This window comes from Sphingopyxis sp. LARHCG72 (genome assembly GCF_052871675.1).
In genome coordinates this window covers 93,332-116,551 of record NZ_JBIXJU010000002.1, presented here as the reverse complement: position 1 = coordinate 116,551, position 23,220 = coordinate 93,332, and the positions used below count along the sequence as shown (strand labels likewise).

Annotated in this window: 29 protein-coding genes; 14 read left to right on the top strand and 15 right to left on the bottom strand. The window is 66.4% G+C overall.

Translation table 11 applies throughout. The features are described from left to right. Nucleotides 1-29: 29 nt before the first annotated feature. The 3 genes from pheT to ACIPPQ_RS05650 form a co-directional block, all read right to left on the bottom strand. Entirely contained in the window at nucleotides 30-2,417 is a 2,388-nt protein-coding gene (gene pheT, locus ACIPPQ_RS05660; RefSeq protein ID WP_446543213.1) for a phenylalanine--tRNA ligase subunit beta, read from the bottom strand. Next, on the bottom strand, nucleotides 2,414-3,514 hold the full coding sequence (gene pheS / locus ACIPPQ_RS05655) for a phenylalanine--tRNA ligase subunit alpha (protein ID WP_446543212.1): 1,101 nt from the start codon (nucleotides 3,512-3,514) through the stop codon (nucleotides 2,414-2,416). Before pheS ends, pheT begins: the two co-directional genes overlap by 4 nt. Nucleotides 3,515-3,682: 168 nt before the next feature. Next, nucleotides 3,683-4,585, bottom strand: a complete 903-nt coding sequence (locus ACIPPQ_RS05650; protein WP_446543211.1) for a helix-turn-helix domain-containing protein — start codon at nucleotides 4,583-4,585, stop codon at nucleotides 3,683-3,685. A 438-nt stretch (nucleotides 4,586-5,023) separates the two neighbouring features. Here ACIPPQ_RS05650 and ACIPPQ_RS05645 point away from each other — a divergent pair, with 438 nt between their 5' ends. After that, nucleotides 5,024-5,263 (top strand): hypothetical protein, encoded by a 240-nt coding sequence (locus ACIPPQ_RS05645; RefSeq protein WP_327456573.1) that lies wholly within the window; start codon nucleotides 5,024-5,026, stop codon nucleotides 5,261-5,263. Between the two features lie 76 nt (nucleotides 5,264-5,339). On the opposite strand, the gene rplT is transcribed toward ACIPPQ_RS05645, so the two are convergent. From rplT to ACIPPQ_RS05605, 8 genes are all read right to left on the bottom strand, one after another. Beyond that, the gene (gene rplT, locus ACIPPQ_RS05640) at nucleotides 5,340-5,705 is read right to left on the bottom strand and encodes a 50S ribosomal protein L20 (RefSeq protein WP_093509889.1); all 366 of its coding nucleotides are present in this window, start codon (nucleotides 5,703-5,705) and stop codon (nucleotides 5,340-5,342) included. Nucleotides 5,706-5,718: 13 nt separating this feature from the next. Next, nucleotides 5,719-5,922: a 50S ribosomal protein L35 gene (gene rpmI, locus ACIPPQ_RS05635; RefSeq protein ID WP_106000796.1), complete on the bottom strand. Its 204-nt coding sequence runs from the start codon at nucleotides 5,920-5,922 to the stop codon at nucleotides 5,719-5,721. 180 nt (nucleotides 5,923-6,102) lie between these two features. Continuing rightward, complete coding sequence (locus tag ACIPPQ_RS05630; protein WP_446543210.1) at nucleotides 6,103-6,690, bottom strand: outer membrane beta-barrel protein; 588 nt, start codon at nucleotides 6,688-6,690, stop codon at nucleotides 6,103-6,105. A gap of 93 nt (nucleotides 6,691-6,783) precedes the next feature. Then, the gene (locus tag ACIPPQ_RS05625; protein ID WP_446543209.1) at nucleotides 6,784-7,134 is read right to left on the bottom strand and encodes a GFA family protein; all 351 of its coding nucleotides are present in this window, start codon (nucleotides 7,132-7,134) and stop codon (nucleotides 6,784-6,786) included. 16 nt (nucleotides 7,135-7,150) lie between these two features. Next, on the bottom strand, nucleotides 7,151-7,930 hold the full coding sequence (gene hisN, locus ACIPPQ_RS05620) for a histidinol-phosphatase (protein ID WP_446543208.1): 780 nt from the start codon (nucleotides 7,928-7,930) through the stop codon (nucleotides 7,151-7,153). Nucleotides 7,931-7,986: 56 nt separating this feature from the next. Next, the gene (locus ACIPPQ_RS05615; RefSeq protein ID WP_446543207.1) at nucleotides 7,987-9,531 is read right to left on the bottom strand and encodes a phospholipase D family protein; all 1,545 of its coding nucleotides are present in this window, start codon (nucleotides 9,529-9,531) and stop codon (nucleotides 7,987-7,989) included. Nucleotides 9,532-9,684: 153 nt separating this feature from the next. Further along, nucleotides 9,685-10,620 carry a ribose-phosphate pyrophosphokinase gene (locus tag ACIPPQ_RS05610; RefSeq protein WP_037515690.1) on the bottom strand — a complete coding sequence of 312 codons (936 nt, stop codon included), beginning with the start codon at nucleotides 10,618-10,620 and terminating at the stop codon, nucleotides 9,685-9,687. Nucleotides 10,621-10,693: 73 nt separating this feature from the next. Further along, entirely contained in the window at nucleotides 10,694-11,443 is a 750-nt protein-coding gene (locus ACIPPQ_RS05605; protein ID WP_446543206.1) for a LytTR family DNA-binding domain-containing protein, read from the bottom strand. 150 nt (nucleotides 11,444-11,593) lie between these two features. Here ACIPPQ_RS05605 and ACIPPQ_RS05600 point away from each other — a divergent pair, with 150 nt between their 5' ends. The 7 genes from ACIPPQ_RS05600 to rpmG all read left to right on the top strand — a co-directional run bounded on the left by ACIPPQ_RS05600 (nucleotide 11,594) and on the right by rpmG (nucleotide 17,044). Beyond that, complete coding sequence (locus ACIPPQ_RS05600; protein ID WP_446543205.1) at nucleotides 11,594-12,085, top strand: DUF2306 domain-containing protein; 492 nt, start codon at nucleotides 11,594-11,596, stop codon at nucleotides 12,083-12,085. A 32-nt stretch (nucleotides 12,086-12,117) separates the two neighbouring features. Then, nucleotides 12,118-13,791, top strand: coding sequence for an NAD+ synthase (locus tag ACIPPQ_RS05595; RefSeq protein ID WP_446543204.1), 1,674 nt, complete (start codon nucleotides 12,118-12,120; stop codon nucleotides 13,789-13,791). 15 nt (nucleotides 13,792-13,806) lie between these two features. Then, complete coding sequence (locus ACIPPQ_RS05590; RefSeq protein ID WP_446543203.1) at nucleotides 13,807-14,226, top strand: DoxX family protein; 420 nt, start codon at nucleotides 13,807-13,809, stop codon at nucleotides 14,224-14,226. A 4-nt stretch (nucleotides 14,227-14,230) separates the two neighbouring features. After that, nucleotides 14,231-14,434: a hypothetical protein gene (locus ACIPPQ_RS05585; RefSeq protein WP_446543202.1), complete on the top strand. Its 204-nt coding sequence runs from the start codon at nucleotides 14,231-14,233 to the stop codon at nucleotides 14,432-14,434. 33 nt (nucleotides 14,435-14,467) lie between these two features. After that, a complete protein-coding gene (locus tag ACIPPQ_RS05580; RefSeq protein WP_446543201.1) occupies nucleotides 14,468-15,778 on the top strand; it encodes a glutamate--tRNA ligase in 1,311 nt (436 codons plus the stop codon). A gap of 146 nt (nucleotides 15,779-15,924) precedes the next feature. Continuing rightward, nucleotides 15,925-16,656, top strand: coding sequence for an energy transducer TonB (locus tag ACIPPQ_RS05575; protein WP_446543200.1), 732 nt, complete (start codon nucleotides 15,925-15,927; stop codon nucleotides 16,654-16,656). 220 nt (nucleotides 16,657-16,876) lie between these two features. Next, nucleotides 16,877-17,044, top strand: coding sequence for a 50S ribosomal protein L33 (gene rpmG / locus ACIPPQ_RS05570; RefSeq protein ID WP_058818055.1), 168 nt, complete (start codon nucleotides 16,877-16,879; stop codon nucleotides 17,042-17,044). A gap of 118 nt (nucleotides 17,045-17,162) precedes the next feature. On the opposite strand, the gene ACIPPQ_RS05565 is transcribed toward rpmG, so the two are convergent. Next, the gene (locus tag ACIPPQ_RS05565; RefSeq protein WP_446543199.1) at nucleotides 17,163-17,648 is read right to left on the bottom strand and encodes an Lrp/AsnC family transcriptional regulator; all 486 of its coding nucleotides are present in this window, start codon (nucleotides 17,646-17,648) and stop codon (nucleotides 17,163-17,165) included. 146 nt (nucleotides 17,649-17,794) lie between these two features. Between ACIPPQ_RS05565 and ACIPPQ_RS05560 the strand changes: the two genes are divergently transcribed. Further along, entirely contained in the window at nucleotides 17,795-17,953 is a 159-nt protein-coding gene (locus ACIPPQ_RS05560) for a hypothetical protein (RefSeq protein WP_446543198.1), read from the top strand. A 54-nt stretch (nucleotides 17,954-18,007) separates the two neighbouring features. Here ACIPPQ_RS05560 and ACIPPQ_RS05555 read toward each other — a convergent pair whose 3' ends face one another. Continuing rightward, entirely contained in the window at nucleotides 18,008-18,370 is a 363-nt protein-coding gene (locus tag ACIPPQ_RS05555) for a response regulator (protein ID WP_327456534.1), read from the bottom strand. A 90-nt stretch (nucleotides 18,371-18,460) separates the two neighbouring features. Between ACIPPQ_RS05555 and ACIPPQ_RS05550 the strand changes: the two genes are divergently transcribed. Genes ACIPPQ_RS05550 through ACIPPQ_RS05535 form a run of 4 tightly spaced genes read left to right on the top strand, consistent with a single transcriptional unit; the run spans nucleotide 18,461 to nucleotide 21,002 of the window. Next, on the top strand, nucleotides 18,461-18,724 hold the full coding sequence (locus ACIPPQ_RS05550; protein ID WP_446543197.1) for a DUF3572 domain-containing protein: 264 nt from the start codon (nucleotides 18,461-18,463) through the stop codon (nucleotides 18,722-18,724). Continuing rightward, entirely contained in the window at nucleotides 18,721-19,362 is a 642-nt protein-coding gene (locus tag ACIPPQ_RS05545; RefSeq protein ID WP_446543196.1) for an HAD family hydrolase, read from the top strand. The genes ACIPPQ_RS05550 and ACIPPQ_RS05545 overlap by 4 nt, the downstream gene beginning before the upstream one ends. Nucleotides 19,363-19,377: 15 nt before the next feature. Beyond that, nucleotides 19,378-19,842 (top strand): RidA family protein, encoded by a 465-nt coding sequence (locus ACIPPQ_RS05540; RefSeq protein ID WP_446543195.1) that lies wholly within the window; start codon nucleotides 19,378-19,380, stop codon nucleotides 19,840-19,842. Nucleotides 19,843-19,850: 8 nt separating this feature from the next. Next, nucleotides 19,851-21,002 carry a GNAT family N-acetyltransferase gene (locus ACIPPQ_RS05535; RefSeq protein WP_446543194.1) on the top strand — a complete coding sequence of 384 codons (1,152 nt, stop codon included), beginning with the start codon at nucleotides 19,851-19,853 and terminating at the stop codon, nucleotides 21,000-21,002. On the opposite strand, the gene ACIPPQ_RS05530 is transcribed toward ACIPPQ_RS05535, so the two are convergent. Continuing rightward, nucleotides 20,999-21,313, bottom strand: a complete 315-nt coding sequence (locus ACIPPQ_RS05530; RefSeq protein WP_037515851.1) for a sel1 repeat family protein — start codon at nucleotides 21,311-21,313, stop codon at nucleotides 20,999-21,001. The two genes, ACIPPQ_RS05535 and ACIPPQ_RS05530, sit on opposite strands and share 4 nt — an antisense overlap. A 142-nt stretch (nucleotides 21,314-21,455) precedes the next feature. Then, nucleotides 21,456-22,295 carry a pantoate--beta-alanine ligase gene (gene panC / locus ACIPPQ_RS05525; RefSeq protein ID WP_446543193.1) on the bottom strand — a complete coding sequence of 280 codons (840 nt, stop codon included), beginning with the start codon at nucleotides 22,293-22,295 and terminating at the stop codon, nucleotides 21,456-21,458. 87 nt (nucleotides 22,296-22,382) lie between these two features. Here panC and ACIPPQ_RS05520 point away from each other — a divergent pair, with 87 nt between their 5' ends. Beyond that, on the top strand, nucleotides 22,383-23,204 hold the full coding sequence (locus ACIPPQ_RS05520) for a division plane positioning ATPase MipZ (RefSeq protein ID WP_446543192.1): 822 nt from the start codon (nucleotides 22,383-22,385) through the stop codon (nucleotides 23,202-23,204). Nucleotides 23,205-23,220 lie beyond the last annotated feature (16 nt).

Genomic DNA, 23,220 nt, shown 5'->3' with positions numbered 1-23,220 from the left:
AGCTCTCCCTTTCATTCCTCGCCGAGGCATCAGCCGCGCAGCATCGCTCCGACCTTCGCCGCGGCGGCGACCACCTTGTCGGCGATCGCTTTCAGATCGGCATCGGTGAAACTTTTCTCCAGCGGCTGCAACTCGACCTCGACCGCGAGGCTGACCTGGCCCTCGGGGACGCCCGTGCCTGCGAAGCGGTCGAACAGCCGCGCGCCCGTGATGCTCGCCTTGTCGGCGCCGCGGATCGCGCGCACCAGTTCGGCGGCGGTCAGGTTTGTCGGCGCGAGGAAGGCGAAGTCGCGGCGCACGGATTGCAGCGCGGGCGGGGTGAAAGCTGCGCGGGCGGGTCCGCTTGCGCGCTTTGCCGGGATTGCATCGAGGAAAATCTGCACCGCCATCACCGGGCCGTCGACGTCGAAGGCGCGCGTGAGCAGCGGGTGGAGCGCGCCGAACTCGGCGAGCACCGCCTTGGGGCCGAGGCGCAGGGTTGCCGACTGGCCGGGGTGCCAGATGCTGCCGGTCGTGACCGCTTCCATCACCTGCAAGCGCTCGGCGGGCGCGCCAGCGGCTTCGAGCAGGGCAAGCGCCGCCGCCTTGGCGTCGAACGCGTCGAACGGCGCGGCCTTGCCCGCCTGCCAGCCGCGCGCGCGCTTGTCGCCCGCCATCAGGATGGCGAGCGTCGGATGCTCGGCATCCGACAAGTAACGCCGTCCGATCTCGAACAGGCGGATGCTGTCGGCGCCGCGGTTCTGGTTACGCTGCGCCGCTGCGAGCAGGCCGGGGAGCAGCGACGGGCGCATGACCTTGAGGTCTTCGCTGATTGGGTTGGCGAGGCTCCAGGTGCCGCCGCCGAAGGGCGCGGCATCGCTTTCGCTGATAAACGACCATGTCACCGCTTCGTCGAACCCGGCGGCGGCCGCGGCGCGGCGCAGGCGGCGTTCGGTGAGCTGCTCGCCGGTTGCTGTCGGTTTCGCGACGCCGTCGGTGCGCGGCAGCGGGACCGATGCGACGGCGTCGAAGCCGGTGATACGCGTGACTTCCTCGACGATGTCGGGAGCGGCGTCGATATCGCGGCGCCAGCTCGGCACGGCGACGTGCCAGCGGTCGCCTTGCTCGATTACCGAAAAACCGAGCGCAGTCAGAATCTCCTTCTGCCGTTCGGGCGCGATCGCGATGCCGCCGAGCGTCGCGGAAAGCGACGGGTCGTAATCGACCGTCTTAACCTCGGCCGGCGGCGCGCCCGCGCGCGTAACAGCCGACGGCGTGCCGCCGCAGATCGCGAGGACATGCGCGGTGACGATCGCGGTCGCATCATCGAGGAAGGCCGGGTCGACCCCACGTTCGAAGCGGCTACGCGCGTCGCTGGTCAGCGCAAGCGCCTGTCCGGTGAGCGCGATACGTTCGGGGGTGAAATAGGCGATTTCGAGCAGCACGTCGGTCGTTGTCTCGCTGCACCCGCTATGCTCGCCGCCCATGATGCCGGCGATATCATGGACGCCGCTGTCGTCGGCGAGCACGGTCATTGTATCGGTGAGGCTGTATTCCTTGCCGTTGAGCGCGACCGCGGTTTCGCCATTCCTGGCGCGCCGCGCGACGAGCGCACCGGTCAGCGTGGCGCGGTCATAGATGTGGCTCGGGCGACCCAGATCGAACATCACATAATTGCTGATGTCGACAAGCGCCGAGATCGAGCGCTGCCCGACCGCTTCGAGGCGCCGGCGCATCCATTCAGGGGCGGTACCGTTGGTGACGCCGCCGATCGTGCGGCCGAAAAAGGCGGGGCAGCCCTCGGGATCGTCGGTCCGGATTTCGGTCGTGGGCGCGCCTTCGCCCGCGATCGTCGGGACGTCGAGCGGCTTCAGCGTGCCGAGCCCCGCGGCGGCGAGGTCGCGCGCAATCCCGCGCACCCCCATGCAGTCCTGCCGGTTCGGGGTGATCGAAATGTCGATTACCGGATCGCCCGCGCCGCTGTAGTCGGCGAAGGGCGTGCCGACCGGGGCGTTGGCGGGCAATTCGATGATCCCGTCATGATCGTCGCCGAGTTCGAGCTCGCGCGTCGAGCACATCATGCCGTTCGATTCGACCCCGCGTACTGCGGCGACCTTCAGTTCCATGCCGTTCGCCGGCACGACCGCGCCGGGCAGGCCGAGCACGCCGACGAGGCCCGCGCGCGCATTGGGCGCGCCGCACACGACGGTCAGCGGCGTACCGCCGTCGCCGGTGTCGACGGTCAGCACTTGCAGCTTGTCGGCTTGCGGATGTTTCTCGGCGGTCAGCACCTTGGCGACGCGGAAGCCGGCAAGTTTCTCCGCCGGATTCTCGACGCCTTCGACCTCGTGACCGATGCGGTTGAGCGTCGCGACGACATCGGCGACCGAATAGTCGCCATCCAGATGTTCGCGGAGCCAGTCGAGGGTGATCTTCATGCCGAGACTCCTCCGCTCAGCGTCGGTACCGACAGCGCGTTGAATCCATAATGCGACAGCCAGCGTAGATCGCCGTCGAAGAAGGCGCGGAGGTCATCCATGCCATATTTCAGCATCGCGAGCCGGTCGACGCCGACCCCGAATGCAAAGCCCTGCCACTCGTCGGGGTCGAGCCCGCAATTGGCGATGACGCGGCGGTTGACCATGCCGCTGCCCAGGAGTTCCATCCAGGCATGGCCTTCGTCGTCGCCATTGCCGCCGACGATCCGGCGGCCCTTTTCCTGTTTGTAGCCGACGTCGACCTCGGCCGAGGGTTCGGTGAAGGGGAAATAGGAGGGACGCAGGCGCAGCACGATGTCGTCGCGTTCGAAATAGGCCTTGAGGAAGGTTTCGAGCGTCCATTTGAGGTGGCCCATATGGATGCCGCGATCGATCACCAGCCCCTCGACCTGGTGGAACATCGGCGTGTGCGTCGCGTCGCTGTCGCTGCGATAGACGCGGCCGGGCGCGATGATGCGGATCGGGGGTTCCTGCGACATCATCGTGCGGATCTGCACCGGCGAGGTGTGCGTGCGCAGCAGCATCGCGCGCCCTTCGGCGTCGTTCATCTGCGGCGGGAAGTAGAAGGTGTCGTGCATCGCGCGCGCGGGGTGCGTTTCGGGAATGTTGAGCGCGGTGAAGTTGCGCCAGTCGTCCTCGATCTCGGGACCCGTCGCGACGGCAAAGCCCATGTCGGCGAAGATTTCGGCGAGCTCGTCCATCACCTGGCTGACCGGGTGGACGCTGCCGCGCGGCGCCGCCTCGGCGGGCAGCGACATGTCGATCGTTTCGGCGGCGAGTTTGACGTCGAGTTCGGCGGCGTCGAGCGCGGCCTTGCGCGCGCCGAGCGCGGCGGTGACCGTTTCGCGCAGCGCGTGGATCCGCGGACCCTGCGCCTGCCGTTCCTCGGGGGTCATGCCGCCCAGCGTCTTGAGCAGCGCGGTGATGCTGCCCGCCTTGCCGAGCGCGGCGACGCGCAGCGCCTCGACCGCGCCCGCGTCGGCCGCTGCTTCAATCTCGCTCACCAGCTGGGCCTGGATGGCCTCGATATCGCTCATCGTCGTTCGTCCTGTTCCGGCGGCGCCGTCGCTGCCGGCCTTGTGTTTCGTGCGTCATGTGGGTCAGGCGGCTGTCCGCGCGTCCGTTGCCAGCCGCTTGCACCGAAGGCGCGGCGCGGGTCAAGTCTTGCGGTGCGACGGGCGGCGGAAAACCGGGCTATGCGGCGGTTATCCTCCGGGCTGGTGCAGCCCCTGGACCGCGGCCCCTGCGGCGGCGGCGCGCGCCACTGCGGCGGCGCCCAGGATCGGCTTGGGGCGCGCGGCATAGTCGCGCGGGCTCATCCCCATGAAACGCTGGAAATCGCGGGTGAACTGCGCCTGATCGTAATAATGATGATCCATCGTGTCGATCCACGCCATCGACGGGTCGAGCATGAACCGGCCGAGCGAACGCAGGAAGCGCTGGCGGCGCAGGAGCAGCTTGGGCGAGAAGCCGAAGGCGCGGTGGCTGAGCCGTTCGATCGAGCGTTCGGACAGCGCGAGCTTGGCCGAGAGGTCGGCAACGCTCGACAGCTCGTCGTCGACCAGCGCCCGGTGCGCGGCGAGGATAGCCGGATCGTCGGGCGGCGCATGGGGGAGAAGCGCGCAGAAATGGGCATCGATCAGCGCGACGGCAGCGTCGACGTCATTGACCTGCCGCAGCGCGGCGGCGAGCGGCGCGAAAGACGCGAAGGCCGGGTGCGCGTCGCCGTCGCACGACCTGTCGGCCAGCTCGTCGGCGGGCAGGGAGAGGAATTTGGCCCAGCCCATCGGGAGGACGCCGATGCCCCAGAGGCGCATGTTGCCCGCCGCGAAGTAGGTCGCGTGGCTGGTCGGGCCGGTCACGACGAAGCGCGGGGCGGGATCGGCCGGGCGGCCGCCGACCGCCGCGAGCGGGGCCTCGCCCTCGATAAACCGCATATTCGCCCATTCGGGGTGCAGATGGTCCTCGACGCGCGCACCGCCGGGAACTGCGACCTCGGTGAGGTAGATCGTGCTGAGATAGGGGCGCAGTGCCGGCGACAGGGGGAAGAAGCGCGTCGCGACGCGCGCGCTGGCCGGAAGGTGGGGAGATGCGTCGCTGTGCGGCATGCTGTCCCATTTTAGCCACCGAAGTGCATGAAAAACAATGTCCCGGTGCCGATATTTGTCGGGTTCTTACAATTTTACTCGCATCGGCTGCGGCATAGTTGCGTGGTCCGCTTCGAAAGGGGCGTGCGAAGAGAATCGCGGCGTGACGCCAGGGGATGGGGCTTGGCGGGGACCTGAAATAAACGACTGATTTTCCGAGCTTCGTTCCGGCCGTCAGCTTTCTGCGACCCACGGCTATTCGGATCGGACGGGGGGCGATGGTTTCCACTGGAACCATTGTCGGGGCGGTGCAGGGCGAGAGCCCGGCGCCGCCTCTTCCTTTTCAGCGCTTTCGCGGCATTGGCCCGTGTCTGGGCGATCGACGGGGGGCTTGCAACCAGCCGGATCGGGGATCACCATCGCGAAACCCGGCAGGGGCCGGGTCGAAGGGGAGTTGCCATGAAACTTTCTGCACTATCGGCTATTGGTTTTGTCACGGTCTTCCTCACAACCGGATGTGTGGAAGACATGCCGCGTCCGGAACGTCCGCGCCCCGAAAGGCCGATGGCCTGCACGCAGGAATATGCGCCGGTCTGCGCGGTGAAGCGTGGCAAGCGCAAGACGTTCAGCAATGCCTGCATGGCACGGGCCGAGCGATATACGGTCGTCAGCGGACAGGCGTGCAACAGCACGCAGTAAAGAAGCGCGAAGTCCCAAAGAAAAAGGGCGGCCCCGACGGGACCGCCCTTGTTTCGTTCGCTTGGCTGAAAAAGCGTCAGGCTGCCTTGGGCAGCGCTGCCTTCGCCTGTGCGATGATCGCGGTGAACACGCCACCTTCGTTCATCGCGAGGTCGGCCATGACCTTCCGGTCGAGCTCGATCCCGGCCAGCTTCACGCCGTGCATGAACTGCGAATAGGTCAGGCCTTCGGCGCGAACCGCAGCGTTGATGCGCTGGATCCACAGACCGCGGAACGACCGCTTCTTAACCTTACGGTCGCGATAGGCGTATTGGCCGGCCTTTTCGACCGCCTGCTTGGCGACACGAATGGTGTTCTTGCGACGGCCATAATAGCCCTTCGCCTGTTCCAATACGCGTTTGTGCTTGGCGCGCGTGGTGACGCCGCGTTTGATGCGTGACATGCCTTAGCGCTCCTTACTTCAGGCCGTAGGGCGCCCAGAGGCGCACATGGGCCACATCCGAATCGCTGAGCACGCTGGTGCCGCGGTTGGTGCGGATATATTTCGAATTGTGCGAAATCAGGCGGTGGCGCTTGCCGGCGACGCCGTGCTTCACCTTGCCCGAGGCGGTGAATTTGAAGCGTTTCTTCACACCGCTCTTGGTCTTCAACTTGGGCATTTTGGTCTCCTTTGGAAGTCCGTTTGCGTATCGGCCTGGCAGCCCTTTCAGCCAGCCGACACAATCGGAAGGCGCGCGCCTAGACGGATTCGCTCAGGAATGCAAGCGCGGCGGGGTATCACAAGAAACGGGGACCCGTCGCCGGGCCCCCGTTCTTGCGCATAACGAGGGGTGCCGGGTTCAGAAACGAACGCCCATTCCGACCCCGATGTGGCGGCGCTGGAATTTGATTCCGCCGATGCGGCCATTGTCGCCATAGCCGGCTTCGGCGCGGACATAGAATTTGTCGCCAAAACCATGCTCATAACCGATCGCGCCCTGGACGCCCGAACCGCTTTCGGTCGCGCGCAGCGCGCCGACCTGTGCTTCGAGGCGCAGCTTGGCATAGCCGAGCTTGCCGTAAATCTGGCCCTTGCTGCCGACGGCATAACCGATGTGCAGGCCGGCGGCGAGATTGTCCTTCACCTTCAGATAGTCGGCGCCATCGCTGGCTTTGACCGATGATTTTTCGAAGGTGAGATAGGGGCCGACGACGACCGACGAGCTGACCGCGATATCGAAACCGACTTCGCCGCCGAACGCCACCGCGCTGCCGAGCTTGTAGACGTCATCATCTTCGTCATCGATGTCGCTGACGGTCGGCGTTTCATAGATGGCGCGCGCTTCGACGCGAAGGCCCGCCTTGGCATTGCTCTCGCCGTCTTCCTGCGCGAGCGCGGGCGAAGCAAAGCCGACCGCGCAAGTCGCAGCCAAAATCAATTTTTTCATTTATTCCCCCCAATATAGTGGACGCTATCTTCGCGTCGGGGGTGCCGGTAGCAGTATTAACGCTGGTGTAAAGCGAAGATACTGTAAAATTTCCTAAAAGCTGGCGCCGTCGACCTGATGGATTGTTAGCGCATCAAGGTCGGCGTCGGGGACGCAGCGCAAATTCACCGCCGCCATCTTCTCGCCTGACGGGCCTGTCCCAACAGAAAAGCCCTGACAACCGCAGTCGGTGCAAAATTGATGGTCGATATTATGCTTGTTGAACTGGTATGACTTGAGCTTGTCGGCGCCGCTCGTCAGGCGGAACTGGTCAATCGGGACAAAAGCGAGCAGAAAGCCCTTGCGCCGGCAGTGCGAGCAGTTGCAGCTCATCGCCGTATCGGGAATCTCGCCCTCGACGATGTAGGTCACCGCGCCGCAGTGGCAGCTTCCTTCAAAAGCCATGTCCGTTCCTCTCCGTTCAATGGTGGCAGGCGAGCCCTTCGATCACATCTTCGAGCCGTGCGGGGTCGCCGAGCGCGATGACATGGCCTTCGCTCTCGGCGCTCAGCGGGTCGCCGTTCCAGTCGCACATCGTCCCGCCCGCGCCCTCGACGATCGGTGCGAGCGCGGCGAAGTCGTGCAGCTTCAGCCCCGCTTCGACGACGAGGTCGATGTGCCCGCTGGCGAGCAGGCCGTAATTGTAGCAATCGCCGCCGAAGACCATCCGCTTGTGCGAGGTTTTCGCCGCCAGCGCCATGAAATGCTCGCCGTCATGGTCGCTGAAATATTGCGGCCCGGTCGTCGCGAGCACCGCGTCGGCGAGGCTGCGGCAGGGGCGCGTGCGCGCGGGCTTGCCGTTGAACAGCGTCGGTTGCCCAAGCGCGCCGACCCAGCGTTCGCCGGCGATCGGCTGGTCGATGATGCCGAGCACGGGCCAGCCGTCCTGGAGCAGCGCGATCAGGGTGCCGAAGATCGGCCGGCCGGCCATGAAGCTGACGGTGCCGTCGATCGGGTCGAGCACCCATTGGCGCGAAGCCTCGGGGCGTTCGGCGCCATATTCCTCGCCGATAATGCCGTCGCGCGGCGCTTCGGCATCGAGCAGGCGGCGCATCGCGGCTTCGGCGGCGCGATCGGCCTCGGTCACGGGGGAGGCATCGTCCTTGGCTTCGTGCTGATAGGCGGAACGGAACAGCGGGCGAATGGCGGCGCCGGCGGCGTCGGCAAGGCGGTTGGCGAGGGCGATGTCTTCGGCGCGCATGGGGGCTCCAATGCAGGGATAGTGGATGGGCCAATGCCACGCCTGCCGACGCGAGGCTAGAGGAGCCAGTCGATCGGCAGGTGCGAGAGGAGCCACACGGTGGTGCGGTTCCACGCGGTGGTTCCGGGTTCGACGGTGAGGACGCCCTGCCTTCCGTCGGCTGTATCGTCCCATTGCAGCTTGCCCTTTGGCGACAGGGTGACGGCATAGCTGTGATCGGGGAGGCGTTCGCGTAGTCCGTCGGCGACGAGGCCCGAGAGATAGGGGCTGTCGATCAGGAAGCCCATCTCGCAATTGAGTTCGGCGGAGCGCGGGTCGAAGTTGAACGAGCCGACAAACAGCTTTCGCCGGTCGATGACAAAGGTCTTGGCGTGCAGGCTTTCGCCGCCGCCGCTGAAGCGGGTCGCGTTATGCGCGGTCTCCTCCGGGTGCCCTTTCGGCCCCGGGCGCACTTCGAACAGATGGACTCCCGCTGCGAGCAGGGGTTGGCGCTTCTTGACATAGCCCGCGTGCACCAGCGGCACGTCGGTCACCGCGAAACTGTTGGTCACGACAAGCGTGTCGACCCCGCGCCGCGCGAGGCCGGTCAGCAGGCTGGTGCCCGATTTCGCCGGAACGAAATATCCCGACACGAGGTCGAAGCTGTTCCGGGCATCGGCGATCACCGGTTTCAGCCGGTTGATGAGCAGCGATTCGGGCGGCTCGGCGCCCAGCGCCTTCGCCGGATCGTCGCTGAACAGCTGGACGTCGGTCCATTGCCAGTTGAGCGTTTGCGCCATCGCATCGCGGATGAAGGCGGTCGCCGCGATCGCTTCGCGATATTGCTGCCCGCGCGCGCTGTTCGATTCGGGCGGATCGCGCAGCATCGCCATCGGCTTCGCGCGATCGGCGGCGATCAGCAATTCGGCGGGATAGGCCGAGCGGCTGTTCCAATATCGGTCGAACTGCGCCGATACGGCGGGCAGCACCGCGCCGATCGCCAGCGCGTCCATGTCGATGAACAGGCCGTCCTGTTCGGCGCCGAAATATTCGTCGCCGACGTTGCGCCCGCCGACGATCGTCACCGCGCCGTCGATGGTCAGCGATTTGTTGTGCATGCGCCGGTTGAGGCGCGGAAAGGCGAAGAGATAATTGGCCGCGCGGACGCGCCGCAGGGTCAGCGGGTTGAACAGGCGCACTTCGATGCCGGGATGCGCGTTGGCGCCCGCCAGCATCGGGTCGAGCCCCGCGGTGGTATTGTCGTCGATGAGCAGGCGGACGCGCACGCCGCGGTCGGCGGCGCGCACGAGTTCGGCGAGCAGGATGCGCCCCGACAGGTCGTCGTTCCAGATATAATATTGCAGGTCGACCGACCGCTGGGCGGCGCGGATCATCTCGACCCGCGCGGCAAAGGCGTCGAGCGCGTCGGGGAGGAGGTAGATGCCGCTCATCCCCGGGTGCCGCGCCGCGACCGGTGCGATCGCCGCGGCGATCGGGGTGTCCCGTCCGTCGAGCGCGGCGCTGGCGCGCCGGCCGTCGAGCGAAGGGAGCGGGAACGCCGCCCACAGCGCGAGGGCGAGCAACGCGAAGCTTCCGGTCAGGAAGATCAGCGACCCGATCATGCGCCGGACGATCCGTCGCCGGCGCTGGGGATTCCGTTCAGGCAACCGCATTCGCCATTGTCGTGCATCGCCCCCGCCGCGTCTCCAAGCCTCGCCTGCGCCGAGACTGGGCGCAAAGCGGCGCCAAGGCAATGTGTCGATTGGGCGCGGGGCTTAGTCGAACAGCGAGGAGACGCTCGATTCGTCGGCGATGCGCTTGATCGCTTCGCCGAGCAGCGGCGCGACGGTGAGCGCGCGGACCTTGCTGCTGTCGTTCACGGCGTCGGTCGGCTGGATCGAATCGGTGATGACGAGTTCGGTGAGTTCGCTCGCGTCGACGCGCGCGACCGCGCCGCCCGACAGCACGCCATGGGTGCAATAGGCGACGACGCCCTCGGCGCCCGCGGCCTTGAGCGCGGCGGCGGCGTTGCACAGCGTGCCCGCCGAATCGACGATATCGTCGATCAGGATGCAGAAGCGGCCCTTCACGTCGCCGATGATGTTCATCACTTCCGATTCGCCGGCGCGTTCGCGGCGCTTGTCGACGATCGCCAGCGGGGCGTTGTCGAGGCGTTTGGCGAGCGCGCGCGCGCGGACCACGCCGCCGACGTCGGGCGACACGACCATCAGATTCTTGCCCGCGAAGCGCGCCTGGATATCGGCGCTCATCACCGGCGCGGCGTAGAGATTGTCGGTCGGGATATCGAAGAAGCCCTGGATCTGCCCGGCGTGGAGGTCAATCGCGAGGACGCGGTCGGCGCCCGAGGTGGTGATCAGGTTGGCGACGAGCTTCGCCGAGATCGGGGTGCGTGGGCCGGGCTTCCGGTCCTGGCGGGCGTAACCGAAATAGGGGACGACCGCGGTGATGCGCTTCGCCGAGGCGCGGCGCAGCGCGTCGTTGATGATCAGCAGCTCCATCAGATTGTCGTTCGCGGGGAAATTCGTCGGCTGGACGACGAAGACATCCTGGCCGCGGACATTCTCATGGATTTCGACGAAGACCTCTTCGTCGGCGAAGCGGCGCACGCTGGTGTCGGTCAGCGGCAGTTCCAGATAGTCCGCGATCGCACGGGCCAGCGGCAGGTTGCTGTTGCCGGAGATGAGTTTCATGGCGTGCAAGGCCCTTTCGCGCGGGGTGGGATTGCGCGCCCCCTTAGCCAGCGTGGGCGGATAGGGGAAGGGGTTAAAGCCATCCTGCCGCGCGCAGCTGCGGCATCATGTCGCGCGCGACGGGCGCTTCATGGCCCGAGCGGAGCGTGAGGATGGCGGTGCGGCCGTCACGGCGCACCGAGGCGACCGCGTCTTTCGCCACCCACCAGCTGCGATGGACGCGCAGGCCGTCGGCATTGTCGAGCCGCTCGATCGCGTCGCGCATCCGCATCAGGATCAATTCCTCGCGGGCTTCGCCGATGACGCGGACATAATGATCCTCGCCCTTCAGGGCGCGCACGGGGCCGAAGCCGGGTGGCAGGGGCAGCGCTGGCCGGGAAGGCGTGGGCTGAGGTTCGGGCGCCATGGGCGCGGGCGTTGCGGGCTTTTGGTCGCGGCGGCCAAAGGTCGCGGTCATCACGATCGACGCGACGACCGCGATGACGCCTATATAGAGATACATCGTCCAGAAGCCCGGCCAGCGTAAAGCATCGGCGAAGCGCAGACCCGTCACCATCATCGTGACGATCAAGGTCAGCGGCATGCTGGCAACGACGAGCGCGAGCAGCCTTCCCGCGGCGTGCGGCAGCCCGGTGGCTTCGCATAGCCAGCCGGCGACGAGGTTGGTGGGGCGGAACAGCGCGTAGCCCGCGAGCAGCCAGAGCACCCAGCTGAGCATCCGCTGCGCGGGCGGGGCGGCGAAGGTGCCGAACGGCCCGAGCAGGCCGACCAGCAGGCCAAGCGCCACCATCACCAATATTTCGATCGACAGCCGCTTTGCCATGCCGCGCCTTTTGCGTGCCATTTCACGAAGCGTCAATTGGCCGAGGGGCCGGTTCGACGAAGAAATCCGCCGCTTTTGCGAAGGACGGATTGCCGGCGAACGGCGGGCGGGCAGGGATGGGTCATGACTTGCAACCGACAGGATTTCGCCATGACCGCCGCACCGACCCGCACTGCCCCTCTTCGCCGCGCCGGGCTGATCGCCCTGCTCGTCCTGGCCGCCATCATCCTGGCGGTCCTTGTCCGCTCGTTCGGCGGCGGGTCGGATTATCGCACGCCGGCGTGGGCGATCTGGATCCATCTGGGGACAGTCGTCCCCGCGCTGCCGCTCGGCGCCTGGCTGCTCTGGCGTCCGCGCAAAGGCGACGCCGCGCACCGGATCGGCGGCAGAATCTGGGTCCTGCTGATGATCGTTACCGCGATCGACAGCTTCTGGATCCGCACGATCACCGGCGGCGTCGGCCCGATCCATATCTTTTCGGTGGTGACGATCGTCCAGTTGCCGCGCGCGATCTGGTTCGCGAAGACGGGGCAGGTCGAGCGCCACATGAAGATCATGCGCGGCGTGTTTTTCGGGCTGATCGCCGCCGGGTTTTTCGCAATGGCGCCCGGGCGCACGCTGTGGGGGCTTCTCTTCGGTTGAATGCGCAGGGCGGTTGCGCCTAAATCGCCCGCATGACCCAAAAGCTCTCGATCGTCCTTTCGCAGATGACGCAGGTCGTCGGCGACCTTGCCGCCAACGCCGCCGCGATGCGCGCGGTGCGCGCGCGGCATCCGGGTGCCGACCTGATCCTCTATCCCGAGTTTCAGCTGATCGGCTATCCGCCCGAAGATCTGGTGCTGAAGCCCGCGCTGGCGGAACGCGCCGCGGCGATGCTCGCGGAGCTGGCTGCGGAGACCGCCGACGGCGGCCCGGCGATGCTCGTCGGATCGGTCGAGCGCGCCAAGGACGAATATGGCAATGACGTGCTCTACAACATCGTCGCCTTGCTCGATGGCGGGCATGTCGTCGCGACGCGCCGGAAGCATGAACTGCCGAATTACGGAACCTTCGACGAGAAGCGCGTCTTCGTCCCCGGCCCGCTCCCCGATATCGTCGAATGGCGCGGGGTAAAGCTGGGCCTGCCGATCTGCGAGGACGGGTGGCTGCCGAAGGTTTGCCGGCATCTGGCGGGGCAGGGCGCCGAGCTGCTGATTTCGGTCAACGGCAGTCCGTATGAGATCGACAAGGACGAGCGGCGGTTGACGCAGGTGTTTGCGAGCCGCGTCGCCGAAACCGCGCTGCCGGTCATCTTCCTCAACCGTATCGGCGGGCAGGACGAAATCGTGTTCGACGGCTGCTCGTTCGTGCTCAACGGCGACGGGACCACCGCGCACCGGCTGACCGACTGGGAGCCCGAGGAACGCGTGACGCACTGGGCGAAGGGCGCCGCCGGCTGGACGTGCGCGCCCGGCGCGATTGCCGAATGGGAAGCGCATCCCGCCGACATCTACAGCGCGATGATCCTGTCCTTGCGCGACTATGTCGAGCGCAACCGCTTCCCCGGCGTCGTGCTCGGGCTGTCGGGCGGGATCGATTCGGCGATCTGCGCCGCGATCGCCGCCGACGCGCTGGGCCCCGACAAGGTGTGGTGCGTGATGTTGCCGAGCCGCTTCACCAGCCAGGAAAGCCTCGACGATGCTGCGGGCTGCGCCGAAATGATCGGGTGCCGGCTTGATACGATCCCGATCGCTGCGGCGGTCGACGCGTTCGATACGATGTTGGCGGGAAGCTTCGCCGACCGCGACGTCGACACGACCGAAGAGAATGTCCAGTCGCGCATCCGCGGAGTCACGCTGATGGCGCTCAGCAACAAATTCGGTCCGATGCTGCTGACGACGGGCAACAAGAGCGAGATGAGCGTCGGTTATGCGACGATCTATGGCGACATGGCGGGTGGCTACAATCCGCTGAAGGACGCGTACAAGATGACGGTGTTCGCGCTCGCCGCGTGGCGCAACGGACATGTCCCGCGCCTGTCGCGCAACCCGGTGACCCCGGTGATGCCCGCCAATATCGTCACCAAGCCGCCGAGCGCCGAGCTGCGCCCCGACCAGAAGGACGAGGACAGCCTGCCGCCCTACGCCGATCTCGACCGCATGCTCCACATGCTCGTCGAGGAGGAAGCGAGTGTCGACGATGTCGTCGCACGTTACGGCTTCGACCGCGACGCGGTGGCGCGAATCGAGCGCTTGCTGATGCTCGCCGAATATAAGCGCCGCCAGGCGCCGCCGGGAGTCAAATTGTCGACCCGCAACTTCGGGCGCGACCGGCGTTATCCGATCACCCACGGGTTCCGGACGGGGTAGGAGAAGGGGAGGCATATGGCTTTGATCGGACCCGCGGCCCCGGCGCCGCGCGCCGCAGTGGCGTTCGAGGCGCTGCGTATCACCGTCGCGATCCTTATCCTCATCCATGGTGTCTATCGGCTCGCGGCTGGGCTCGTCGCACCCTTCGGAACATGGCTGGACAGCCTTGGCTTTCCCTTCGGCTATGGCTGGGCGATGGCGGTGACGCTGTACGAACTGGTCGGCCCGCTCTTGATGCTGGCGCGCCGCTGGACCAGCCTTGCCGCGCTCGGCCATGCGGGCATCCTCACGCTCGGCCTGATCCTCGTCCACCTGCCCGCGGGCTGGTTCGTCGTCGGCGGCGGGCGCAACGGCATGGAATATAGCGTTCTGCTGATCGTCGCGCTGCTCGCGATTGCCTGGGCCTATTGGCCGCCGCGGCGCGGGCAAGGCTGAGGGCGTGGCGAACTGGCTTACCGGGATCGGTTATGCGCTGTCGATCGTCAGCGTGGCGTTGCTGGCGTGGGCCGCCTGGCCGGCGCCCGGCGAGGACAGGCTGTGGGTGTGGGTGATCGTCGCAGGCGCCATCCTGTCGGTGATCGGCATGGCGCTGCGCTGGGCAGCGCACATCGTCCAGAACCGCAAGATCGAGGAAGACAACTGACGGCGGGTCATTATGCGGTTATAGGCGCCGCGCATGACCGTCGTAACCCGCTTCGCCCCCTCGCCGACCGGCACCCTGCATGTCGGCAATGTCCGCACCGCGCTGCACAACTGGCTGTGGGCGCGCAAGCATGGCGGACGCTTCCTGCTCCGCATCGACGACACCGATCTCGAACGCTCGAAAGAGGAATATGTCGAGGCGATTCGCGCCGACCTTGGCTGGCTGGGATTCGATATCGACGGCGAGGAACGGCAGTCGGCGCGCTTCGCGCTCTACGAAGCCGAATTTGAGAAGCTCAAGGCGGCGGGGCGCGTCTACGCCTGTTATGAAACCCCCGAAGAACTCGATATCCGCCGTAAGGTACTGCTCTCGCGCGGGCTTCCGCCCGTTTACGAACGCAAGCCCGCCGATGCGCCGGTGCCCGAGGGTGTTGCGCCGCACTGGCGTTTTCGCCTCGACCATGACGCGCCGATCGAGTGGATCGATATGGTTCGTGGGCCACAGCATTTTGAGCCGAAAACCATGTCCGACCCGGTGGTGCGGCGCGCGGACGGCAGCTGGCTCTACCTGCTCCCCAGCGTGATCGACGATATTGCGATGGGAATTACGCATGTCGTGCGCGGCGAGGATCATGTGTCGAACACCGCGGCGCAGCTCCAGATGTTCGACGCGCTCGGCGCCGCGCCGCCGGCTTTTGCGCACGAGGCGCTGCTCGTGGGGACCGAAGGGAAATTGTCGAAGCGATTGGGCTCGCTCGGTATGGCGAGCCTGCGCGAGGCGGGGATCGAGCCGATTGCGCTCGCCGCCTTGCTCGCGCGGCTGGGGACGAGCGATCCGGTCGAACCGGTGACCTCGCTCGCGCCGCTGGTCGAAGGCATCGACTTCGCCCGTTTCGGCCGCGCCCCCGCGCGCTTCGACGAGGCCGAGCTGGCGCTGCTCAATCAGAAGATCTTGCACCACACCGACCATCAAGCGATCGCGGACCGGCTGCCCGCCGCGATCACCGCGGCGCGCTGGCACGCGATTCGCCCGAATCTGATGACGGTCGCCGAGGCGGCCGACTGGGTTGCGGTGTTCGACGGCCCGTTCGTGCCGCCGCCCGCCGATCCAGCCGACCGGGCAGTGATCGCCGCCGCCGCCGCCGCGGCGCCCGGCGTCGACTGGAGCGCCGATCCCTGGCATGCGCTGACCGGCGCGGTGAAGGAGGCGACGGGTGCGAAGGGCCGCGCGCTCTTCCTGCCGCTGCGCCGCGCGCTCACGGGGCGCGACCATGGTCCCGACATGGGCGAACTGTTGCCGCTGATCGCGAAGGACGAGGCGATCGCGCGGCTGTCCGCCGCCTGAATCCCTGCCGTGGCAATCGAGGCAAAACTTGCCTACCGATCCGCTTGACAAGATAAGTGATGTTATAATATCACGTCACTCTGACCTGGCCGATGATGACGGTCAGAACGCCGCGGGGCCGGGTCATCAAGGCAAGGAGAGATGCCATGACCCTGATACCTTTGATTTCGGCCATCATGGCCGCCCCCGAAGCGACGACGGCGCCCGCCGGGGCTTCGGTGCCGTTGCCGCGCAACAGCTATGGTACCGGCAACCGCCACCGCCCGGTCGCGGCGCTGCTTGCGGTGGGATTGCCCGTCGCGCTCGTTGTCGCAGTGGCGCTGTCGCCGATGGTCATGGAGTCCAAGCCGCGGACGACCCCGCTGATCGGCACGATCATCGAACTGCCCAAGCCGCCCCCGCCGCCCGACGTGGTCGAGGATGCCAAGCCGACGCCAAAGGCTTCGTCCGCTACGGATAGTGTCGATCCGCTTGTCAAGACGACCCCGCTCACCAATGATTTTGTGGAGAAGGGGCCGGTCATCATCGACCTGCCGCCGATCGACCCGGGGCCGCCGGCCCGGCCGGCCGATCCGCCGCCGCTTCCCAAGCTGGTGTTCGCCGAGCTCGATCCGCGCTTCGCGGGTGCGTTCCAGCCCGACTATCCGGCGAGCGAACAGCGCCGCGAGGTCGAGGGGGTGGCGAAGGTCCGCGTGCTCATCGGCACCGACGGGCGCGTGAAGGCGGTCGAGCTGGTCAGCACCGACAGCCCCGGCTTTTTCGAGGAGACGAAGCGCCGCGCGCTCGCCAAATGGCGCTTCAAGCCCGCGACGCGCGGCGGGGTGGCCGAGGAAAGCTGGAAGGTGATGACGGTACGCTTCGAGATCAAGAACGCCTGACGGCGTGAGGAGACCCCTCCCGGGCGGGCGGCCGATATTGCCGCCCGCCCGTTCCTTTCGCTTGACAGAAAGGCCGAATCCCGCCAAAGGCGCCCGGATATTGGAGGGCGGCGCGGCGTCGCGCGGCCCTTTCATGTTTTTCACACCAACGTCGGGGCCCTAGTCCCGCCGCATCCACCGGACCTCCGGCGGATGTGCAGTTACTTCGAGGAACAGGGCCATGGCCAAGCCGACGACCGTCAAGATCAAGCTGGTGAGCACCGCCGACACGGGCTTTTTCTATGTCACGAAAAAGAACCCGCGCACGATGACCGAAAAGATGTCGGTGCGGAAATATGACCCGCGTGTCCGCAAGCACGTCGAGTTCAAGGAATCCAAGATCAAGTGATGCCTTTTCCCGTGCGGCGACGCCGCGCGGTTTGAAAATGCGTCATTCCCGCAGAAGCGGGGATCCAGAGGGCGGCCGCGTGCCGCCCTTTTTCGTGCGCGACTGAGTGGGCGGTCCGCTACCGGTCGCGCAGCGGGCGCCGCGCGACGTCATTCTCGATGATGTTGCGGATCGTGATCAGCGTCTTGAACGAATGGACGCCCTTGTCTTCACCGAGCGCGCGGCGCGTGAAGACGTCATATTCCTCCATCGACCCGACCTGGACCTTGAGCAGGAAATCATCGTCGCCGGTGACGTCCCACGCGCCGGTGATTTCGGGGTGGCGGACGATGTCGCGGGCGAAGCTGTCCATCGTCTGCGGACCCGCCTGTTGCATCTGCACGAGCACGTGCATCGTCAGCGCCGATCCGGTCAGCGCCGGATTGACCACCGCGATATCGGCGACGATCACCTTTTCGGCGCGCAGCCGCCGCAACCGGCGGAGCACCGCCGACAGCGACAGCCCGACCTTTTCCGCCAGCACGCGCGCGGGCTCCAGATTGTTTGCGCGCACCAGTTCGAGCAGCCGCCGGTCGAAATCGTCGAGATCGATCATTTTTCGCATATATAGGTCTATAGCGCTAAAATTGGTCGCACGCACGGCCAATTTGGGCGACAATCGCCATCGTCTCGCGCGTAAAAGACAGGTGACGCAGCGGCATGGCCTCCGGCCCGCTCCCCTCCCCGCCGTCTGCGTCGAGGAGACTGAAAATGACCCAGCATCGCGAATCGAACCCGATCAGCCGCCTCTGGAATATCGTGGCAGAGGCCTCCGCCGCCGCGGTGGCGATCCATTATGCCGCGCCGTGGAAGCGCCCGGCGACGTCGGACGCTACACTCCGGAACGATCGGGGCGGCTGCGCGGCCTGACCCGCGGCCGTCACTGTCCCCGGCGCTGGCCGGGGATGGCTCTCGTCGATCCCGTCAGGCGAACGCGCCGACGCTTTCGATGAACTTGATCACCGAAATCGGCTTTGACACATAGGCCTCGGCCCCGGCGGCGCGGATCTGTTCCTCGTCGCCCTTCCCCGCATAAGCGGTGACCGCCATGATCGGCACCGCGCGCAAGGTCAGGTCGGCCTTCATCTGGCCGATCAGTTCGAGCCCGCTGACATGCGGCAGCTGGATATCCATGATGATCAGGTCGGGCGCGATTTCGCGCGCCTTCGCGAGCGCGTCGCGCCCGTCGCGCACCGGGTGCGCGCTATAGCCGTGAGCGTTGAGCAGGTCACAGAACAGGCGGAGGTTAAGCTCATTATCCTCGACGACCAGGATGGTCTTGCCCATGTTGCTTGTGTTCCCCACCTTGCGTCCGCGGCCCGTTTAGGCGAATCGGCGGCACGACACAATTGCATCGCGACGAAGGGATAACCGGTTTTGCATGAGGGTGACGAGGCGCTGGCGCTGCATGCGCTCGGCTGGATCTTGAGCGACGAACCGCGCGCCGAGCGGCTGCTCGGGCTGACCGGGCTCGCGCCCGACGAACTGCGCGCTTCGCTCGGCGAGCGCGCGACGCTCGCGGCGATCCTGTCTTTTCTCACGGGCCACGAAAATGACCTTGTCGCCTGCGCCGATGCGTTGCAGGTGCCGCCTGCCAGCCTTGCGGCTGCTGCCCAAAGACTCGAAGGAACCACTGCATGAACCGCCCGCTCGTCATCACCGATTGCGACGAGGTGCTGATGCACATGGTCGTTCCCTTCGCCGAATGGGTCGACGCCGAACATGGCGTGATCTTTCGCATCGAGGATGCGAGCTTCGCGAACGCGCTGAAGCGCAAGGAATGCGGCACGCCGCTCGAGGCAGCCGAGGTGTGGCCCCTGCTCGACGGTTTTTTCCGCCGGGAAATGACGCGGCAATATCCGATCCCCGGAGCGCTCGCCGCGATGGCGGCGATTGGCGCCGAGGCCGATATCGTCGTGCTGACCAACGTCGGCCCCGAACATCAGCAGCGCCGCGTTGACCAGCTTGCGCTGCACGATTTCCATGCGCCGGTTATCGGCAGCCGCGGCGGCAAGGGCGAACCGGTGCGGCGCCTGATCGAGGAGTATAAGCCTTCGGTCGCGGTGTTCATCGACGACCTTGCGGGTCACCACCAGTCGGTGGCGGAGGTCGCGCCCGACGTGTGGCGGCTCCACCTCGTCGGCGAGCCAGCGATCGCCGACAAGATCGCACCGGCGAAATATGCCCACGCGCGCATCGACGACTGGACGGCGGCGCGCGACTGGATCCTCGCGCGCCTCGCCGAAAACATCCCCGCCCCGGCCCCCGAGCCGGTTTAAGACAAGGACATAAGCATGGATATCGCCGCCAAGCTCGCCACCCTCGGCCTCGAACTCCCCAAGCCCGCCGCGCCGGTCGCTGCCTATGTCCCCGTCGTCGAACATGGCGGCCTGCTCCATGTCAGCGGTCAGCTGCCGTTCCGCGACGGACAGGTCGTGACCGGCCGCCTCGGCGACGATGTCGATGTCGCGGGCGGGCAGGATGCCGCGCAGCGCGTCGCGCTGATGCTCGTTGCGCAGATCGGGCAGGCGCTCGGCGGCGACTGGTCGCGTGTCGAACGGATCGTCAAGCTCGGCGTGTTCGTGAACAGCACCCCCGATTTCACCGATCAGGCGAAGGTCGCCAACGGCGCGTCGGACCTGTTCGAGACGCTGTTCGGCGATGCCGGCCGCCACGCGCGTGCCGCGGTCGGCGTCGCGGTGCTACCGCTTGGCGCCGCGGTCGAGGCCGACGCGATCGTCGCGGTGAAGCCCGCCTAAGGAATCCGGTGGCCGAAGCCGACCCGCCCGCCCGAACGATCTCGCTCGGAACCGGCGTCGCCGCGATCGACGCGGCGGCGTGGGATGCGCTCCACGACGGCGGCAATCCCTTCGTCGGTCACGCCTTCCTGACGCTGCTCGAAGAATCGGGCAGCGTCGGGGCGGGCACCGGCTGGCAGGCGGCCCCCTTGCTCGTCGAGGATGCGGCGGGTGCGCTGGTCGCCGCCGCCCCCGCCTATCTCAAGTCGCACAGCCAGGGCGAATATGTGTTCGACCACGCTTGGGCCGACGCCTGGGCGCGCGCGGGCGGCGACTATTATCCGAAGCTGCAGATCGCGGCGCCCTTCACCCCCGTGCCGGGGCCGCGGCTGCTGGCGCGGGACAAGGCCGACGCGCTGTTGTTGCTTCGCGCCGCCGAGGCGGTGGTGCGGCAGAATCAGTTGTCGTCGGCGCACGCAACCTTCGTCGCCCCCGACCAGATGCCGCTGTTCGAGGAAGCGGGGTGGCTTGTCCGCCGCGACATCCAGTTTCATTTCGCGAATAGCGGTTATGCGAGCTTCGACGACTTCCTTGGCACGCTGAACTCGCAAAAGCGCAAGCAGCTTCGCAAGGAACGGCAGCGCGCCGTCGAGGGCCTGCGCATCGAGGAGCTGACGGGCGACGCGATCCATCCCGAACATTGGGACGCGATGTGGCTCTTCTATCAGGACACGGGCGCGCGCAAATGGGGGCATCCCTATCTCACACGCGAAGCCTTCGGCCTGATGGGCGCGCGGATGGCGGAGCGGATCATCCTGCTCATCGCCTATGATGCGGAAGAGCGGCCGGTGGCGGGGGCGCTGCATTTCCTCGGCGCCGATACGCTGTATGGCCGTTACTGGGGATGCCTCGTCGAGATCCCCTATCTGCATTTCGAATTATGCTATTACCGCGCGATCGACATCGCGATTGAACGCGGTCTCGCCCGCGTCGAGGCGGGCGCGCAGGGCGGGCACAAGCTCGCGCGCGGCTATGGCCCCGTCGCAACCTGGTCGGCGCACTTCATCGCCGATCCGGGTTTTCGCCGTGCGGTCGCCGATTATCTCGAACAGGAACGCCGCGCCGAAGAAAGTGAAATGGAATGGCTGGAAGGGCATACGCCCTTCAAGCGGACGGATTAGGCCGCGAAGCGGCGCGCGGCGGGACGGCGCGCCGTCTCGTCGAGCCAGGCGCGCGCCTGGCGCTGCGCTTCGGCGATTTCATCGCGTGACATTTCGTCCGACAGGTCGGCGCGGCACTGCTGGCCTTCGATATTGCCGCCGAGCGCGGCAAGGTTGAACCATTTGTGCGCCTGGATCAGGTCGACATCGACCCCGCCGGTGCCGGTCGAAAAAGCGATACCGAGATCGAAATAGGCATTGGCGTCGCCGCGGGCGGCGTCGAGCAGACGGCTCTCGATCAGATATTGGGCAGACTTCAGACTGTTCGCCATGATAACCCCCTTTTGCCTCCACCCCACATGGAGACCTCGGGGCCCAAAGTTGCGACTTATGGTCAACAAAGCGTTAACGGCGATCGCAGTTTTTTGTGGATATCGTGCAAGTGCCGCAGAAATCCTTGGCTTTTGGCGTTGGTCAACCGACCGGCAAATTGTCGATCAGCCGTGTTTTCCCGATCCGTGCGGCCGCTAGAAGGCGCGCGGGTGCGCGAAAATCGCCCAATCGTTCGAGGCTGTCGGCATCGGCGAGCGCGACATAATCGACGCTGTCAAAGCCGCCCGCGACGATCGTCGCTTCGGCTTTCGCGAGTGTCTCGGCGACGTCGCTGCCGCCCGCAATCGCTTTCGCCGCAGCGTTCAGCGCGCGCGGAAAGGCGGTCGCCGCCGCGCGCTGGTCGGTCGAAAGATAGGCGTTGCGCGACGAGAGCGCGAGGCCGTCGGCATCGCGCGCGATCGGCGCGCCCAAGATGTCGATCGCAAAATCGAGGTCGCGCGCCATGCGGCGGATGATCGCGAGCTGCTGCCAGTCCTTTTCGCCGAAGATAGCGACATCGGGGCGGACCTGGTTGAACAATTTGGCGACGACGGTGGCGACGCCGTCGAAATGGCCGGGGCGCGCCGCGCCGCAATAATCGGCGCCGAGTTCGGCAACCTCGATATGCGTGCTGTGGCCGCCGGGGTACATGGTGCGGACATCGGGCGCCCACAGCAGGCTGGTGCCTTCCTCGACCAGCATCGCCGCATCGCGCGCCTCGTCGCGCGGATAGGCGTCGAAATCCTCGTTCGGGCCGAACTGGGTCGGATTGACGAAGATCGACACGACGGCGTGGTCGGCGACACGCTTTGCCATGCGGACGAGCGAGAGATGGCCGTCGTGCAGCGATCCCATCGTCGGCACGAGCGCCACGCTCTTACCGCCCTGCTTCAGTGCCGTAACGGCACGGTGCAGCATCGCGATGTCACGGATGATTTGCACGCCCGGTCGCCCTCCGATATTGGCGCGACTATATCACTTCGCGCGTCGGCCGCCCATGCCGCGCAAACAGGAAAATCGCAACGCCCCATGACTACCCTCGCGACGAAGCCCGCACCGCACCGCATCATCTTTGCCAATGAAAAGGGCGGGACGGGCAAATCGACCTGCGCCGTGCATTTCGCGGTCGCACTGGCCAGCCAGGGGTGGCGTGTCGCCGGGATCGATCTCGACCCGCGCCAGCGTACCTTCCACCGCTATCTCGAAAATCGCCAGAACACCGAAAAGCGCCGCGACATCACGCTGCCGACGCCGCGCTTCGAGGTGTTCGAGGGCACGACGATCGAGGAGCTCGACGAGCAGGTCGCGCGGCTCTCCGAAGACGCCGACTATCTGATCGCCGACACCCCGGGGCGCGACGATGTTTTTGCGCGCCATCTGGCGACGAGCGCCGACACGCTCGTCACCCCGATCAACGACAGCTTCATCGATTTCGACCTGATCGGGCAGGTCGACCCCGAAACATTCCAGGTCACCCGCCCCAGCTTCTATTCGGAACTGATCTGGGACACGCGCAAGACGCGCGCCAAGACCGACGGGCGGACGATCGACTGGATCATCCTGCGCAACCGCCTCCAGCATGTCGATGCGCACAATATGCGCCGCGTCGGCGAAGCGCTGACCCAATTGTCGCGCCGCGTCGGTTTCCGCGTCATCCCCGGCCTCGGCGAGCGCGTCATCTATCGCGAGCTGTTCCCGGCGGGCCTCACCCTGCTCGACAAGGCGCATCTCGGCGGCATGGGCATCGGCCATGTCGTCGCGCGGCAGGAATTGCGCGAAGCGATGGGGGGATTGAACCTTCCCGCGCGCGAGCGGTTCCATCCCGACGGCGACCTGTTCGCCGCCGCCTGACGCCCCAGCTCCCCCA

Excerpts from the sequence above, each read along its gene's own strand:
- ACIPPQ_RS05530 (WP_037515851.1), bottom strand. The coding sequence starts at position 21,313 with ATGGCGAACAGTCTGAAGTCTGCCCAATATCTGATCGAGAGCCGTCTG.
- rpmI (WP_106000796.1), bottom strand. The coding sequence starts at position 5,922 with ATGCCCAAGTTGAAGACCAAGAGCGGTGTGAAGAAACGCTTCAAATTC.
- ACIPPQ_RS05600 (WP_446543205.1), top strand. The coding sequence starts at position 11,594 with ATGACCGCCGCACCGACCCGCACTGCCCCTCTTCGCCGCGCCGGGCTG.
- ACIPPQ_RS05520 (WP_446543192.1), top strand. The coding sequence starts at position 22,383 with ATGACTACCCTCGCGACGAAGCCCGCACCGCACCGCATCATCTTTGCC.
- ACIPPQ_RS05565 (WP_446543199.1), bottom strand. The coding sequence starts at position 17,648 with ATGCGAAAAATGATCGATCTCGACGATTTCGACCGGCGGCTGCTCGAA.
- rpmG (WP_058818055.1), top strand. The coding sequence starts at position 16,877 with ATGGCCAAGCCGACGACCGTCAAGATCAAGCTGGTGAGCACCGCCGAC.
- ACIPPQ_RS05630 (WP_446543210.1), bottom strand. The coding sequence starts at position 6,690 with ATGAAAAAATTGATTTTGGCTGCGACTTGCGCGGTCGGCTTTGCTTCG.
- ACIPPQ_RS05610 (WP_037515690.1), bottom strand. The coding sequence starts at position 10,620 with ATGAAACTCATCTCCGGCAACAGCAACCTGCCGCTGGCCCGTGCGATC.
- ACIPPQ_RS05540 (WP_446543195.1), top strand. The coding sequence starts at position 19,378 with ATGGATATCGCCGCCAAGCTCGCCACCCTCGGCCTCGAACTCCCCAAG.
- rplT (WP_093509889.1), bottom strand. The coding sequence starts at position 5,705 with ATGTCACGCATCAAACGCGGCGTCACCACGCGCGCCAAGCACAAACGC.
- pheS (WP_446543212.1), bottom strand. The coding sequence starts at position 3,514 with ATGAGCGATATCGAGGCCATCCAGGCCCAGCTGGTGAGCGAGATTGAA.
- ACIPPQ_RS05650 (WP_446543211.1), bottom strand. The coding sequence starts at position 4,585 with ATGCCGCACAGCGACGCATCTCCCCACCTTCCGGCCAGCGCGCGCGTC.
- hisN (WP_446543208.1), bottom strand. The coding sequence starts at position 7,930 with ATGCGCGCCGAAGACATCGCCCTCGCCAACCGCCTTGCCGACGCCGCC.
- ACIPPQ_RS05595 (WP_446543204.1), top strand. The coding sequence starts at position 12,118 with ATGACCCAAAAGCTCTCGATCGTCCTTTCGCAGATGACGCAGGTCGTC.
- ACIPPQ_RS05625 (WP_446543209.1), bottom strand. The coding sequence starts at position 7,134 with ATGGCTTTTGAAGGAAGCTGCCACTGCGGCGCGGTGACCTACATCGTC.
- pheT (WP_446543213.1), bottom strand. The coding sequence starts at position 2,417 with ATGAAGATCACCCTCGACTGGCTCCGCGAACATCTGGATGGCGACTAT.
- ACIPPQ_RS05645 (WP_327456573.1), top strand. The coding sequence starts at position 5,024 with ATGAAACTTTCTGCACTATCGGCTATTGGTTTTGTCACGGTCTTCCTC.
- ACIPPQ_RS05605 (WP_446543206.1), bottom strand. The coding sequence starts at position 11,443 with ATGGCAAAGCGGCTGTCGATCGAAATATTGGTGATGGTGGCGCTTGGC.
- ACIPPQ_RS05545 (WP_446543196.1), top strand. The coding sequence starts at position 18,721 with ATGAACCGCCCGCTCGTCATCACCGATTGCGACGAGGTGCTGATGCAC.
- ACIPPQ_RS05590 (WP_446543203.1), top strand. The coding sequence starts at position 13,807 with ATGGCTTTGATCGGACCCGCGGCCCCGGCGCCGCGCGCCGCAGTGGCG.
- ACIPPQ_RS05580 (WP_446543201.1), top strand. The coding sequence starts at position 14,468 with ATGACCGTCGTAACCCGCTTCGCCCCCTCGCCGACCGGCACCCTGCAT.
- ACIPPQ_RS05575 (WP_446543200.1), top strand. The coding sequence starts at position 15,925 with ATGACCCTGATACCTTTGATTTCGGCCATCATGGCCGCCCCCGAAGCG.
- ACIPPQ_RS05560 (WP_446543198.1), top strand. The coding sequence starts at position 17,795 with ATGACCCAGCATCGCGAATCGAACCCGATCAGCCGCCTCTGGAATATC.
- ACIPPQ_RS05615 (WP_446543207.1), bottom strand. The coding sequence starts at position 9,531 with ATGATCGGGTCGCTGATCTTCCTGACCGGAAGCTTCGCGTTGCTCGCC.
- ACIPPQ_RS05555 (WP_327456534.1), bottom strand. The coding sequence starts at position 18,370 with ATGGGCAAGACCATCCTGGTCGTCGAGGATAATGAGCTTAACCTCCGC.